This window comes from Dictyobacter kobayashii (assembly GCF_003967555.1).
In the GTDB taxonomy this organism is placed as follows: Bacteria; Chloroflexota; Ktedonobacteria; order Ktedonobacterales; family Ktedonobacteraceae; genus Dictyobacter; species Dictyobacter kobayashii.
Window position 1 is genome coordinate 891,598 of record NZ_BIFS01000001.1, and the last position, 13,274, is coordinate 904,871.

Below are 13,274 nucleotides of genomic sequence, written 5' to 3' on the forward strand. Positions count from 1 at the left end.
GCTCATGCACGTCGAGTCCGTCACACCTATCCTGCCGCGCCCATCTTTTTATGCCTCTGACTGTTTCTTTTTCTTCTTAAAAAATGCTTCATTCATACTACCGGTGCGATAGCCAAGCAGGTCCATCGTTACATAGGTGTAGCCAATTTTACGAAGTCCATCGGTAACTTTACGGCTCATTTCATCTTCAACCAGGCGTGGAATTTCTGAGCGCTCCACCTCGATACGTGCAATTTTATCATGATGGCGAACCCGTAACTGCCGGAAACCCAGTTCGTGCAAGAACTTTTCCGCTTTATACACCATCTGCAAAGAAGCAACATCTACTTTGCTGCCATAGGGGATACGCGAAGAGAAACAAGCCATGGCAGGCTTGTCCCAGACTGGCATTCCAAGTAGACGAGCAATGGCCCGAATCTCTTTCTTGCCCATGCCAACTTCTTTGAGTGGTCCTCGCACCTTAAACTCACGCGCGGCCCGCTGTCCCGGACGAAAATCACCATCGTCATCCTTGTTAACACCATAGGCAATATGCTCTAAATGATGTTCTTTCGCCAGCGGTTCCAGATTGGTGAAGAGCTCCGTCTTACAAAAATAGCAGCGATTGACATCGTTTTTGACGTAGCGCTCATCTTCCAATTCATGGGTTTCTAACGTAATTAAAGGTAATTGCAACTGGCGCGCAACCGCGATAGCTTCCTCAGTCTCCTCAGAAGCATAGGCGGGAGAGGATGCGATGGCGCCCATAGCACGATCACCCAGGACATCATGGGCGACTTTAAGCAGGAGCGCACTATCTACACCACCCGAATAAGCGATCAGCACCGAACCCATCTCGCGCAAAATGGCTTGTAGATGCTCGTATTTTTCTTGCGTCTCAGCATCCAACGCTACACTGTTTTCATCATGTATATGAGGGGTATTTAACATCTAAAACTCCTGAACGTGTGCGGTCTACGGTCAGCGCTATGCGCAACCGCAGTCCAGAGGGGGCCGGTTTCAGGCACACAACTTGCGGTAAACAGCCATCAGCAACTTCGCTGAAGTGACTAGCCGTTATTATATCATTATCTACAATCTTCTTAATTCCAGCCGTGGCTCGTAGAATATATAAAATATAAGAGTACAATCGATAGCATAAGTCAAATCATACCATCCAAGGCTTAAAAGGAAGAGTACATAATGTCAAACCTGAATTCTATCGCCGCGCTAATTCTGGCGGCCGGCAGTTCAAGTCGCATGGCCCATGGCTATCATAAACTACTGCTACCACTGGGTGGACAACCCGTACTTACCCATGTGGTAGAAGCCGCGCTGCAATCCCAAGCCTCGCCGGTTATCACTGTACTTGGACACCAATCTTCACAGGTTGTTGCTGCTCTCAATAGTTATACGAACCATAACAAATTAAATATCCAGGAAAATCCCGATTATCAGGCTGGTATGAGCACTTCCCTGCGCACAGGCATTCTGGCACTGGCACAATATCCTGCCTGCACTGGTGCGTTAATAATGCTGGGAGATCAACCGTTTGTCAGTACCCAATTAATAGACAAATTGTTGGCGACAAAAGAACAGACCGGGAAACGCATCATTGCTCCATGTTATCATGGGAAGCGAGGTAATCCAGTGCTGTTCGATGCCAGTTTATTTGCAGAATTACTTACAGTTAGTGGTGATGAAGGTGGCCGCAGCGTAATCAAGCACCACCAGGATGAGGTGGAGAACATTGAACTAAGCGATGCGCTTGCACAACATGACGTTGATACCTGGGAAGCCTATCAAACAGCGCTCACAGCCTGGCAAGACCAGCAAACAACCTGAAGGGACATACCGATGGAAGAAACATCAGATGCACAGAGAAAACAAGCTTTATTCTGGCTCGATTATAGCCAGCAACTTTCCAATTCTATCCGCTACGCAGAGGCGCTAACAGCGGCCCAGAGATCAGTCAGACTGGACCCTGCTAATGCGGAGGCATGGTATGCACGGGGAACCTGCCAGGCAATGCTAGCCCACTACGAAGAAGCCCTGGCGGATTTTGACCAGGCACTGCAACTGAATGCTGACTATGTGGCTGCCTGGGATGGCAAGGCCTGGGTCGAAGGCATACTGGGACATAAAGAGGCCGCACTGGTCGCCGTCAATAAGGCGCTGGAGATCGAACCAGATTATCGTGAGGCTAAACATCGCAAAAAACGCCTAGAGGCGCTCTAAGCACTATCTTGCAGCAGGCCAGCTCACCTGAGTTTGAGCATAGCGCATCTCGCCTGGCCTGCTGGCAGATCTAACTAACGCAAAGGTTTCGAAAAACTCTGCTCTTTTCGTGGCAAGCCAATCGTTGCATCCCCGCCTGGATAATATCCCTGGGTATCGGTAGCAATTTTCGGCGCGCGCTCCTTTTCAGTCAGAAGCATAAAACCAATACCGCAGCAACCCAGGGCGATACCCAGCAGATAGCCTGCAATCGTATCGGTAATGAAATGCACGCCAATATAGAACTGCATAAAACCACCCACTAAGGAGCCGATGCTGATAAGTACCGCCAGGAATCTACCCAGAAAACGCGGGCGTAGATAACGGGCACTCATCCAGGCCATAATCAAGCCAGCCAGGCACCAGCGGGCCGCGTGGCCACCAGGATAACCATTCTCGCTATCACCCATACGAGGATCGATAGGCATCTGCGCCACATCACGAGCCCAGCTTACCTGTTTACGAGGTGGATCGGGTACCTGTCCCAGCAGGCCCAGGGCCGCCGAAAGCTGGACAGAGACAGGCTGCCCCTCCATCTGCGGACAGGTCAATACAGTCATACCTGAACGCAGTGAAGGAGGCATCTGCTGAGCGAACACCATCTTCCCACCCAGTTCAAAGCCTACACATATACATAGCAGTAAGAGGAAAAAGGCCAGTATCCGTTTCTTATGGCCAGCGAGAATACATAATCCGCCTAAGATCAATAACACCACAGCCGTCGCTGGTACCTCACCCAGATTACGCCATTCCAAAAAAGAACAATCTACACGGGTAATGGGACGCCAGAGTAGCGAGCGCTCAATCTCCAGGGTCGATTGATTCAGGATGCCACTGGCATTGGCTGCCGTATAGATCAAGAAGACAATACCTAAGATGACCGCTGCGATAAACCAGGGGAGCGCAGAGGTATATTTTTGTGAAGGTATATGTGTCTGCATTCGTTAAACTTCCCTATCAAATTCTTTTCAGTACCACATTTTTTTATACATGAAGTTATTTACGCAGATTGTAGTTACTTTGTTAAGAAATAGCAAGAGCATTAGGCGTTTTAGACAAAAAGAAGAGGCCTCTCCGCCCTTCCTCCGGAAGGACAGAGAGGGGGTTGGGGTGGCGAGGACACCTCGCGCTCCGTCAGGGGCTGCCGCCCCTGCACCCGGCTTTCCCCTTAAAGGATATAGACAAAAAGAAGAGGGACCAGAAATATGGTCCCTCTTCTCAAGGCATGGAACGGACTACTTGTTGTCTTCCGTTGCCGAAACAGGTTGCTCGGGCGCCAACCTCTCCTGGCGCGCCTGGGTCGACTCCTTATCCTCATTATTAGAATTAGATTTAGCTGATCTGGTATCATTCTCGGGTGATGAAACTGAGATGATGTTATTACGCGAGACGCTGCCAGTGGCCACAGGAGTACGCCTACGCAACATGCCCGAGATAGAACCGGAATTCCTTTGTGATCCAGGCCTACCAGGGGACGACGAAGGTCGCTTGAGCATCCATGGCGCTCGTTTGCGAGCCAGAATCTGATCGGCGGTTTCGCCGCGTGCCGAACGATACAGGCTGGCTACAACCACCCAGGCGGCAGCAACAATGGGGGTAGCGACCAGAGCGCCAACGGCTCCCCCAAAGGCTCCATACGAGGCACCGAACAATTGGGCAAACACAACCAGAGACATAATTGAGACAACCGGGTGCAAGCCAACTGCATGGCCCACAATACGTGGCCCTAGAATATTGCTTTCAAGTATCTGAATAACCACAAAAGCAATCAAGACAAACAGGGTGCGTGGGAACGGATCAGGCAGCAGCAGTGAGGCGATAAGTGGTGAAATTGAGGCCAACCCAGGCCCTACCATGGGGATCGTCTCAAACAAGAAGCCGAGCACACCAAAGATGACGGCGAATTGGCCCAGTCCGGTAGCCCAACACACAATGGCGACAGCAACACCAATGATCAGGGCTAACGTCAATTGACCACGAATATAGTTGCCAACCACACGCGTCAATGCATCTTCAAACAACTGGGCCGTTGGCAAGGAACGCTTGGGCATGATTCCCATGATACTATTGCGAATACGCTTTCCATCCAGAGTTAGATAGAAACTAACCATCAGTACAATCAAGAAGTTCAAGAAGGTATTGGTCAGGACAAAAAGCACATTAATAGTATTGGTTACAGCAGCGTTGGCGAAGCTAGTCACCTGCGAATTAAGCTGAGCCAGGGTCTGATCGATACGCGTCTGGGGAATACCCGCCTGCACCCGCAAAAATCTGAGCAGGGCGCTAAAATTATCAGGAATATGCTGGGTAAAGCGTACGATGGTATCCGAGAATACGGTAACCTGACCGACAAATGAAGTTATCAGAATATAAGAAAAGAGTCCCAATAAAAGAAGCACGCAAACGTAAGAGATAATGGTAGCAAACAATCGCGGCAGGCCACTACGCTCCAGAAAATTCGTCACCGGCGTAATTAAGAAGGCCACAGCCATCGACAATAATAACAGAAAGATTGCGTCGATAAATTGATTAACAAGATTCCAGACTGTCCAGAGGATTAGCCCCATGCAGATAATGCAGATCAGGACATCCCGTCGTTGCTGCCAATTTATTTGGCCCATACTTTTTTATCCTTCTCGCTCGAATAATTTCAAAAGAAAAGGTCAATACCTTTGGCATGCAAGGATTTCTGTAACCGTTTCTCTAAGGGTAATACGATCCAGCCAGAAAGATTGCTGCAGTTTTGTTGAGCTAAATTAAGCTAAATGAGGCGGGATTTAATAAGATCGATGATAGTTCGGTGGACGCGGTCGGGGGTTTGGGAGGCATCGATAATTTTGATGCGTTGGGGAGCATCCTGGGCCAACTGCAGAAAAGCCCGGCGCAACCGCAGGTGGAATTGCTCGGATGCGCTATCAAAACGACTTTGTTCTTCGCGCCTGCCATCTGAGGCACTGGTACGTGCATGAACCTGGGCAGGATCAAGATCCAAAAAAATAGTTAGATCAGGCGCATGACCCTGGGTAGCAATCTGGGAGAGTTGGGCGATCAGGTCGGTTCCCAGGCCCTGCGCCGCTCCCTGATAGGCAATGCTCGAATCAAAGCAGCGATCTGAGATCACAACCTTACCAGCGGCTAATGCAGGCAGGACCAGGGTTTGAAAATGTTGCGCCCGGTCAGCTTGAAATAAGAACGCTTCAGCTAATGGCGTGACGTTTAGTTCGGGTTGGTGAAAGAGCAGGCGCCGGATTTCATTTCCCAGCGGGGTACCACCAGGCTCACGGGTGCGCACATAAGCAATGCCTTGTCGCTCCAGCCAGCCTTCTAGCAGTTCGATCTGGGTTGTTTTACCGGCACCATCCAGGCCTTCAAATGAGATAAAGTATCCTTGGCCCATGCTCAAAATCTACCTTCCTTTAACTTCTTACATACGAGTTAACGAACGCGATCAGTGCGATAGACATCGTAGTCCCAATCAAAATATGGTTTGGGCAACATATCCTCGGGCGACCATTGCTGATCTTTCTTACCATATTTACCATGATACTCTTTAAGCGTCTCACCCACATACTCAAAGGTAAGCTGACAGATACGGAAGCCGACTGGTACCCAGATCGTGGTCTGTGTGTGATTGCTGATCTCCATCGTCCAACGGCTAATATAGCCAACATCCCCAACACCTGCGCAACGACAAACCGAGAGACCCGAACGCGCGACGGTACTGCGCGAATACATCTTTGCCAGATAACCATTATGCCCACCAATAATCTCCTGGGTATGAGCCAGGATAGTGGTGCCAGGTCGAATGGCTATCTTGCCATCGGTAGCATGGCGCGGCTCACCCCAATAGCGACGAATCTCATCTGGAATGTCCAGGTGCATCACTTCAACGTTAGCATCACCCTGAAAATACCATTCACCCAGCCGGCAATCGTAAGAGTTCGGTCCCAGATGACGCTCATCAAACGGCTCGATAACGATGTTATCGTTTTTCATCTCTTCCACAATACGTTTATCTGACAATAACATGAAAATATAGCTCCTCGTGACAATCTGACTATCGCATCCCCGATCGCTCACACCAATCACTATTGCCGCGCTGGCTGTAGGATGAAGATTTTGAGAAGGGGTATCCGTTGTTGATAGATGTAGATTTAAACCATTCGTAATAAGTACCGCTTATTATAGCGCATCATATTCTAATGGAGTAGTCCCCGCAGCCAGAAATTCTGTCTCTTCACTTTGATTTTCTGCTGGCAATGTATGGGCCAGATCAACGTCAGACCAGATACGCTGAGTCAGGACCTCCATCTCGTCACTGCTGGTCAGAACGTGCTGAAACGGGAAAAAGGCCCGATCATTGCTGTGATGATGAAGCCAGCGACTGATAATATTAATCTGATCCACCTCAGCTTTGCCCACGATGCTGGGCGGTTCACCCAGTTCAATGGCTCTCTGAAGCAGTGCATTTAGCGCTGTCTGCATTTGATTAGGCTCATGAGGTACACAACTCTGCTCGATCAGGCGGCCATGTCGAATTAAAAAGATTTCGTTGCAGCCTTCCTGCGCGGATGGGTAGACAATAAAGAGATTATTAGCCTCGACCGCTCCTGTGATCAAGCGCTGCCCAATCAGAACTTCGTCGGCGCTACGAACCGCGTCACGCAGCCAGGCTGCTCGTTCAAAGTTGAGCTGTTGCGCGGCCTCAAACATTTGCCTGCGCAGGCGTTCCAGCAGATCTTCGCGCTCGCCACCCAGAAAAGCGCAGACCTGCTCAACGACCTGTCGATAGGCCTCAGCATCTCCGTCTCCGCGACATGGAGCTGAGCAACGCCCCAGGTGAAAACGTAGACACGGATCGCTGACTTTGGCGGCCGGCGGCAAACTACGCGTACAGGTACGTACCGGAAAAAGCTTTTGCAATAATTCAATGGTAATATCTACCATACGCCGACTGCGGAAAGGACCAAAATAGCGTGCACCATCCGCTGCAACCTCGCGGGTAGCATAGACACGCGGGAACGTATGTTGCACGTCGATTTTTATAAATGGATACAATTCGTAGTTTCGCAACTGCACATTATAGGCAGGCTGAAGCTCTTTAATCAGGCGCGACTCAACCAGTAAGGCCTCTAGCTCTGAACCCAGTACACGCGTCTCAATCTCTTTGACGTTTTGTAGTAGGCCATCCATCTTGCGTGTATAACCAAGCGGCTGGCTATAGTAAGATGAGAGACGGTCCTTCAAGCATTTCGCTTTCCCAACATAGATAACCTGACCATGCACATCCTTCATTAAATAAACACCCGGCTTGGTGGGAAAGGTGCGCTTCCAGGCTGGATTAAGGAAAAGGCCCCCATTAGGCCGGGCTTTGGCGGCCGCGATAGGAGACAGGCTGCCATCCGCACGCCACTGGGTGCCGTCTTTCTGCATACTAACCTGGGCAATATCGCCACTCCAGGCCACCGGTAATTGCAAACGCCGTCGTAGATAGCCTGGGGTTGAAATACCTTCTTTCTGGGCCAGGACCAGGATACGTAAAAATACTTCCGCAGTCACTTCGGCATCCCCAAAGGCTCGGTGACGATGAATGGTCTCGATATTCAGGTGGGCTGCCACCATATCCAGTTTAAAACGTTTCAAAGCTGGTAAGAAACGACGTGCCAGCGGAATAGTATCAAAGCCATCGATCGGGAAAGAAAGACCTAACAGTTGCGCCTCAAAAGTTAAAAAATTGAGGTCAAAACCCAGGTTGTGTCCAACCAGCGGGGCACCATCAATAAAGTCCAGTAGCTCAGGCAATACCTGACTGGCCAGAGGCGCTTCATTGACCATAGTTTGCGTAATACCAGTAAAGCGTTCAATAAAAGGGGGAATACGCCTGCCAGGATTGATCAAACTGTGATACGAATCCAGTATCTGGCCTCTACCAACCCGGACTGCTGCGACCTCAATCACTCGATCAGAACCGGGACGCAGCCCTGTGGTTTCCGTATCGATTACCACAAACTCAACATTTTCCAGGGATTGCTGAGTGCTCTTCCAGGCACGCAAAGACCAGCGAATCTCATCACCAGCGGCCGGCTCACCCTGCTCTTCAAATAATTCAGAACTCCGTAGCGTCTGACGCAGTAATACCGTCCAAAACGCGGCATTGCCATGTGCTCCAAACAATTGCTGAATCAACAAATCCTCGGTTGTTGGTTGCCCAAGCGTTTCCAACAACTCATACGCACGGCGTAACAAGGCACTCCGTTGCGGAGTTCCGCTCTCCCCCTCCTGCACCATGACAACACGCCTCCTCGTACAAATGGGTTAATTCCTACTAGATCATATGTACGAGAATAGCACGAGCAAAACAGTTTTGGCAAGCAAAGATACAACAGGGCTATTCAGCCCTTACATTGAGCAAGTGCTAGGTAGCCCTATGCGTGCGGACATGCGCTGGCGCGCCCGCACTTTTTAATCTTATGTGATGCAAAAAGCGCGCCCAGCGCGCTTTTTGCATCACATAAGATTACTTCTCGAGCGCCTTTGGCGCTCAAAATCAGGCATGAAGAGCGCATAGATCATAAGGATCAGATATACTCTAGAAATAGTATGAAATTAAATAGCTATTTAGAGCATCAGGACAGGAAAAAGCTTAAATATGCAGCCAGCGGTCTAACCAGCTATACGCTAACTGACGTACCTCAGAAGGAAAGCTATGGCCAGCTGTAAATTCATGGTAGCGAAAGGCACGCGGGGCTGCAGCCTGCTCATAGGCAAGCCGCGCGGCCTGTGCAATCTGGCGCACCCCATCGATAGGAAAGATCCAATCCTGTGCTCCTGCTGTCAGTAAGAGAGGAGTTGGCGCTAGCTCGGCAATCAATTTATCCATGTCGCCCACCTCTAGCATACCTGGCGTATAGGCCGCAAAATTGTGGTTAATACCATTGCGCATAATAGCCTCAAAGGTACTAACCCCACATGAACACACCCCCACCCTGACACGTGAATCAAATAAGAGTAACCAGCAGACCTCCTGGCCTCCCAAAGAATGTCCAAGCGCCCCAATATGCTCGGTATCCACGTCGGGCCGCGTAAAAAGATAATCCACCGTCCGCGCCAGATCCCAGACATAACGCGCCTGTAAGCTACTACCACGCAATAGATGACCCATAGCTAAATAACGTTCATATTCTCCTTCAGCCAGCATCCTGGGGACAGTGCGTTTCCATATCTCCATGTCGCTGGTCGAGGCCTGGCGCTCTTCAAAGCCTTCTTGATCTGGAACTATGACAATATAGCCACGCTGACAAAGCTCAAGCGCATAAAATACATCAGGATTGCCCGCCAGGCCAACCGGCTCACTTTTCCCGATATGAAATTCGCCATTATGTTGATGGATACACACTATAGCCGCCGTTGGCTTCGTCAAACGGCGGGGAGCCAGCACATAGGCAGGGACACGAACCCCCGGGCTCGCCTGGTAGCTGATCCGTTCACGAATATAGGTATCTCCTTCATATTGCTCTTCCACAATAACCTCTAAAGGAGAGGGTAGAGGCAAATTTCCCAGACAAGATAGAAAGGCCTGGCGCATACTGGCCGGGTTCAGCTCATTCTCTGATACAGACATGGGCAAAAACTCCTTTTTAAGACACCACGGAACGGATCAGTGATAACCGGCAATGGTTTTTTCCGTTCCATCTACAAAACGTCGCTTAACCACGTCATTTTTGTATGTATGTACAAGAATAATAGCATTGAGAGAGGGTTGTGATATTACATGTCCGGAAGCCCCTCTACTACAGGCTAAATTTGTGGTACAATCTCAATAATAGGACAAATGTTCAAATAAAGAAAGGGAAGAGCTATGACTCAACAGTATTCAGCCGAAGAACAAAGGCCCGAAATGCTACAGCTTCGTCCTGTCGTTTATACCATCCCTGATATGGAGCAGACTGAGGTACATACCAACATTACATATAAGACGGTGGAGGATGTCGAGTTGAAACTGGATATCTATTATCCCGCCAATTATCAGAAACAAGCGACTCTCCCCGCGGTCATACTTATTCATGGCGATGGGCCAACCGATTACCTCAAAAATATTAAGGATAGTGGCCAATACACTTCCTGGGGCAAGCTGATTGCAGCTTCAGGTTTGATCGCGATTACCGCCAATCATCGCTCCACCGAAGGACTTAATAATGTGGTCGGCGTCGCCAACGACGTAGATGACCTGGTGACATACATCCGTGAACACCAAAAACGGCTTCACATCAACACTAACCGTCTTGGCATCTGGACCTGCTCGGCTGGTGCTCCCTTTGGTCTGCGCGTCGCCATGCATGAAGCGCCAAAGTTTATCCGTTGCATCATTTGTTATTATGGCTTCGTCGAACTAAAAGCCTATTATGAAGGTCTCTATGGCGCGACGAACGATGCAGAAAACGTCAGCGCCCCGGAATTTAGCGAAGAAGATTTTGATGAGTTCTCAGCCACTGACCTGCTACAACGGCGCACCCGCGATATCGCCCCACTCTTTATAGCCCGCGCCGGCCTCGACTATCCCGAACTAAATGCAGCACTAGATAGCTTTATCAGTGAAGCCCTGACCCAGAATGTAGCCCTGACAGTCATGAATCATCCCACAGGCCAGCACGCCTTCGATATCCTCGATGCCGATGCCCGTACTGAAGAGATTATTGAAGCAACACTGGTATTCCTACAAACCCATTTGTTACAATGAGATCCACTATCTAAATATAGACTACCAAACAAAGAGGTTAGCGACAGGAGGACGCTCTTGGCAGGGGATAAGCTTAGTGAAATTGTACGTCGTTTTCGGCACTTCATTGCCCAACAAGGCTGGTCGATAAGCAGCGAAAAAGCCATTGCTTACGGTTACCAGTTCACAGTCACCGATGGTCAATCCAGCGTGCCAGTCGCTTTATATGCGACTGGCAAGACACTGGTGCAGGGCAAGGCCAGTGCGCTACAGACAGCGCTCAAAGTCTGGGACCAACCGGGGCAAACACAAGGTACATTAAACTCAATAGTCGCGCCTGATGCACAAACGGGCACCCTGACGCCAAGCAGCATCAAAAGTTCACCTTTACCACAGGCCACGGGGCTGGCCCGTATCGGATCAGATGAATCGGGCAAAGGAGACTTTTATGGACCCTTAGTTATCGCCGCAGTCTATGTGGACCAGCAAAGCGAACCACAACTATTACAACTAGGGGTAAAGGACAGCAAAAAGCTCACAGACAAAAATATGGCAGTCATGGCCCAGGAAATCAAACGCTTGTGCCCTTACCACATCTTAACTTACCTGCCCGAAGCCTACAATCAACTTTATCAACAACTCTCAAATCTCAATATATTGCTAGCCCGAGCACATGCGGAAGTCCTTACCAGCGTAGCCAACCAGACCGCCGCCCGGCATGCCATCGTCGACCAGTTTGGAGATGAAGCACTGGTACGCCAGGCACTCTACCAAACCGGCAGCACCCTCTCACTGGAACAACGCCATCGTGCCGAAGAAGACACAGCGGTCGCCGCGGCCTCAATCTTAGCCCGTGCTGAATTTGTCCACCAACTCACCCAACTCTCAGAGAGTATCGACATAAACCTACCCAAAGGAGCCTCCAACCCCCAAATTGTCGCCATCGGTCGCCAACTCGTCGCCCAACAAGGAGAAACAGCCCTACGCCGCATCGCCAAACTCCACTTCAAAACAACCGCCACCATCCTACAACCCCAACCATAATATAAGCAAAAAGGAGCACAAAAATATCACCACCCACAGAAAAGTGAATACAGCGCATCACCGGCTCTCAAAACATTAATACCCATGTTGTTGCAGCAGATGTGCTCCGCACATCTGCTGCAACAACATAAAAAAGGATGCTGGCGCGTCAGCGCACGTAGTCAAAGCAAACAACAGCAACGAACAGACACATTGACAGCCGCCAATGTGTCTGTTCGTTGCTTCACTACCCCTCATAGGTTATAATGAGGAAAATGTAGGCAAGAATGTTAGTTTCTATCTCACAGAAAACATCTACCACATTGGGCAGCAAACCCAATAGAACGCGATGACAGAAGAAACGCAACAACAAAACTTAATAAGGGATACCAGGAACATACATTATTCATTCGCCATTATCTATCTTAAATCTGCGTAACCGCCTGGAACATCCCCACTAATTCTACATTCTCAGCAACTCACTGATCATTTCAACAATCAATGCATCAGGGGTTTGAAAGGAGCATATATGATTTTCTGTGGTCAGTGTGGTCTACAATTGGCCCCTGGAAGTACACGTTGTCCTCGCTGTGGGGCAGCAATTGAAGAAGCAAACGCAGACATGGGTGGTGAGTTACATACTGATGATGCAACCATAGCGACCCCCTCTCTGCTGGCACAGAATCAGACACCATCTCAGCCACAAGCGGGAGGGGGACAGCCATTAATATTACGTCCGGGCAACAGTGCACCGGGAAATAATGACTATGGCACACGTATGCCCTATGATGCCACCAGTATGATGGAGTCAACCAGCCAGCCACAATCGCCACCGATGGGCAATTCCTATCCAGGTTATCCACCTCAAACTGGTGCAGGTTATGCGCCCCAAAGCGGCGGCAACTACCCGACTCAAAGTGGCGGCAACTACCCGACCCAACAAAATATGTATCCCGATTTTACGACCCATGGAGCCGGCGCATATGGCAGCGGAATGTCTTATCCCAATCAGCCCCAGCAATCAATGGGCTATCCACAGGTGCCTAATCAATATCAACAGAATGAACATGCGGCCCGCGCGGCCCGCGGACGCACTACCGGTCTGATATTAGTTTTATGTGGACTGATATTCATCCTGACAGCAGTTGTGCTCTTTGCCTTACAAAGTGGCCTCTTCGGTGGAAACAAAGCCGTCACACCCGATAGCTTTAAGCAGGCATTAACAATTGTAACGCTTCACATACCCGCAATGGGAGCCTTTATTCCATAGCTCTTGCGT

The 13,274-nt window shown here is 49.7% G+C and carries 12 protein-coding genes; 5 read left to right on the top strand and 7 right to left on the bottom strand.

Features of this window, described 5'->3' with window-relative positions; translation table 11 throughout:
- Positions 1-48: 48 nt before the first annotated feature.
- The gene (gene larE, locus EL645_RS03930) at positions 49-930 is read right to left on the bottom strand and encodes an ATP-dependent sacrificial sulfur transferase LarE (RefSeq protein ID WP_126548814.1); all 882 of its coding nucleotides are present in this window, start codon (positions 928-930) and stop codon (positions 49-51) included.
- Positions 931-1,182: 252 nt separating this feature from the next.
- On the opposite strand from larE, the gene EL645_RS03935 reads away from it, so the two are divergent.
- The gene (locus tag EL645_RS03935; protein ID WP_126548815.1) at positions 1,183-1,824 is read left to right on the top strand and encodes a nucleotidyltransferase family protein; all 642 of its coding nucleotides are present in this window, start codon (positions 1,183-1,185) and stop codon (positions 1,822-1,824) included.
- A gap of 12 nt (positions 1,825-1,836) precedes the next feature.
- The gene (locus EL645_RS03940; RefSeq protein WP_126548816.1) at positions 1,837-2,217 is read left to right on the top strand and encodes a tetratricopeptide repeat protein; all 381 of its coding nucleotides are present in this window, start codon (positions 1,837-1,839) and stop codon (positions 2,215-2,217) included.
- 74 nt (positions 2,218-2,291) lie between these two features.
- On the opposite strand, the gene EL645_RS03945 is transcribed toward EL645_RS03940, so the two are convergent.
- The 6 genes from EL645_RS03945 to EL645_RS03970 form a co-directional block, all read right to left on the bottom strand.
- A complete protein-coding gene (locus EL645_RS03945; RefSeq protein WP_126548817.1) occupies positions 2,292-3,197 on the bottom strand; it encodes a phosphatase PAP2 family protein in 906 nt (301 codons plus the stop codon).
- A gap of 294 nt (positions 3,198-3,491) precedes the next feature.
- Positions 3,492-4,877, bottom strand: coding sequence for an AI-2E family transporter (locus EL645_RS03950; protein WP_126548818.1), 1,386 nt, complete (start codon positions 4,875-4,877; stop codon positions 3,492-3,494).
- Between the two features lie 140 nt (positions 4,878-5,017).
- The gene (gene tmk / locus EL645_RS03955) at positions 5,018-5,653 is read right to left on the bottom strand and encodes a dTMP kinase (protein WP_126554012.1); all 636 of its coding nucleotides are present in this window, start codon (positions 5,651-5,653) and stop codon (positions 5,018-5,020) included.
- A gap of 38 nt (positions 5,654-5,691) precedes the next feature.
- Positions 5,692-6,285 carry a dCTP deaminase gene (gene dcd / locus EL645_RS03960; RefSeq protein WP_126548819.1) on the bottom strand — a complete coding sequence of 198 codons (594 nt, stop codon included), beginning with the start codon at positions 6,283-6,285 and terminating at the stop codon, positions 5,692-5,694.
- Positions 6,286-6,438: 153 nt separating this feature from the next.
- The gene (locus EL645_RS03965) at positions 6,439-8,544 is read right to left on the bottom strand and encodes an exonuclease domain-containing protein (RefSeq protein WP_126548820.1); all 2,106 of its coding nucleotides are present in this window, start codon (positions 8,542-8,544) and stop codon (positions 6,439-6,441) included.
- Between the two features lie 355 nt (positions 8,545-8,899).
- A complete protein-coding gene (locus EL645_RS03970; protein WP_126548821.1) occupies positions 8,900-9,877 on the bottom strand; it encodes an alpha/beta hydrolase family protein in 978 nt (325 codons plus the stop codon).
- Positions 9,878-10,114: 237 nt separating this feature from the next.
- Between EL645_RS03970 and EL645_RS03975 the strand changes: the two genes are divergently transcribed.
- The 3 genes from EL645_RS03975 (at position 10,115) to EL645_RS03985 (ending at position 13,265) form a co-directional block, all read left to right on the top strand.
- A complete protein-coding gene (locus tag EL645_RS03975) occupies positions 10,115-10,993 on the top strand; it encodes an alpha/beta hydrolase family protein (protein WP_126548822.1) in 879 nt (292 codons plus the stop codon).
- A gap of 57 nt (positions 10,994-11,050) precedes the next feature.
- Complete coding sequence (gene rnhC, locus EL645_RS03980; protein WP_126548823.1) at positions 11,051-12,016, top strand: ribonuclease HIII; 966 nt, start codon at positions 11,051-11,053, stop codon at positions 12,014-12,016.
- Between the two features lie 508 nt (positions 12,017-12,524).
- Positions 12,525-13,265 (top strand): zinc ribbon domain-containing protein, encoded by a 741-nt coding sequence (locus tag EL645_RS03985; protein WP_126548824.1) that lies wholly within the window; start codon positions 12,525-12,527, stop codon positions 13,263-13,265.
- Positions 13,266-13,274: the final 9 nt, after the last annotated feature.